General features: G+C 51.4%; 1 protein-coding gene. It reads left to right on the plus strand.

Features of this window, described 5'->3' with window-relative positions:
* On the plus strand, nt 1-1,184 hold a 1,184-nt coding region (locus BTA30_RS22370; RefSeq protein WP_076764273.1), incomplete at its 5' end, for an acyl-CoA carboxylase subunit beta.
* Between the last annotated feature and the right edge of the window lie 71 nt (nt 1,185-1,255).

Here is a 1,255-nt window from a genome sequence, read left to right on the forward strand (position 1 = left end):
ATTTGGTGGACTCCGCAGGAGCAAGGATAACCGATCAAGTCGAAATGTTCCCAGGGAGAAGGGGAGCGGGGCGGATTTTTTATCATCAAGTCAAGCTGTCCGGCCGCATCCCGCAAATCTGCCTGCTGTTCGGTCCTTCTGCGGCAGGGGGCGCCTACATTCCAGCTTTTTGCGATATCGTCATCATGGTTGATGGAAACGCATCGATGTATCTAGGCTCGCCGCGCATGGCGGAAATGGTGATCGGCGAGAAAGTGTCTCTCGAGGAAATGGGCGGAGCGAGAATGCACTGTTCTGTATCAGGCTGCGGAGATATCCTTGCCGAGACGGAAGAAGAGGCGATTCTCTCGGCTCGCAGGTATCTGTCATACTTTCCGGCCAGCTATGCCGAAAAAGCGCCTGTCGGTGCAGCAAAGCCCGCACAGGAATTTGACAAAACATTGGAAGACATCATTCCGCAAAACCAAAATGCTCCCTTTCAAATGATGGATTTGATTTCCCGAATCATTGATGAGGATTCGTTTTTTGAAATTAAAAAAATGTTCGCTCCCGAGCTCATTACCGGGCTTGCGAGGCTTCACGGACAGCCTGTCGGCATCATCGCCAATCAGCCGCGGATGAAAGGAGGCGTCCTGTTCCACGATTCCGCGGATAAAGCGGCAAAATTCATTAATTTATGTGATGCCTATAACATCCCGCTGCTTTTTTTGGCTGATATACCGGGGTTTATGATCGGAACAAAAGTCGAACGGGCGGGCATTATCAGACACGGGGCCAAAATGATCTCGGCGATGGCAGAAGCAACCGTTCCGAAAATATCCGTCATCATCAGAAAAGCGTACGGCGCCGGATTGTACGCGATGGCAGGGCCTGCCTTTGAACCTGACTGCTGTCTGGCGCTGCCGACGGCGCAAATTGCCGTGATGGGGCCCGAGGCCGCGGTAAACGCCGTCTATGCCAATAAAATTGCGGAGCTTCCGGAAGAAGATCGGGCCGCATTCATTGCCAAAAAACGTGAAGAGTATCAAAAAGACATCGATATTTACCGGCTCGCATCAGAAATGATCATCGACGGCATCATTCCCCCCAATTCTTTGCGGACAGAGCTCATCAAACGGTTTCAGGCCTACATGACAAAATACATGACGTTTACCGAGCGAAAACACCCTGTCTACCCTGTCTGACGTCAAAAAACGGAAAGGAGAGAAGAAGCATGTCTGAAAAAGCGGTTTGGCGGCCTGACCCGGAATTCGTC

The sequence above is a fragment of the Bacillus swezeyi genome (assembly GCF_001969815.1).
Classification (GTDB): Bacteria; Bacillota; Bacilli; order Bacillales; family Bacillaceae; genus Bacillus; species Bacillus swezeyi.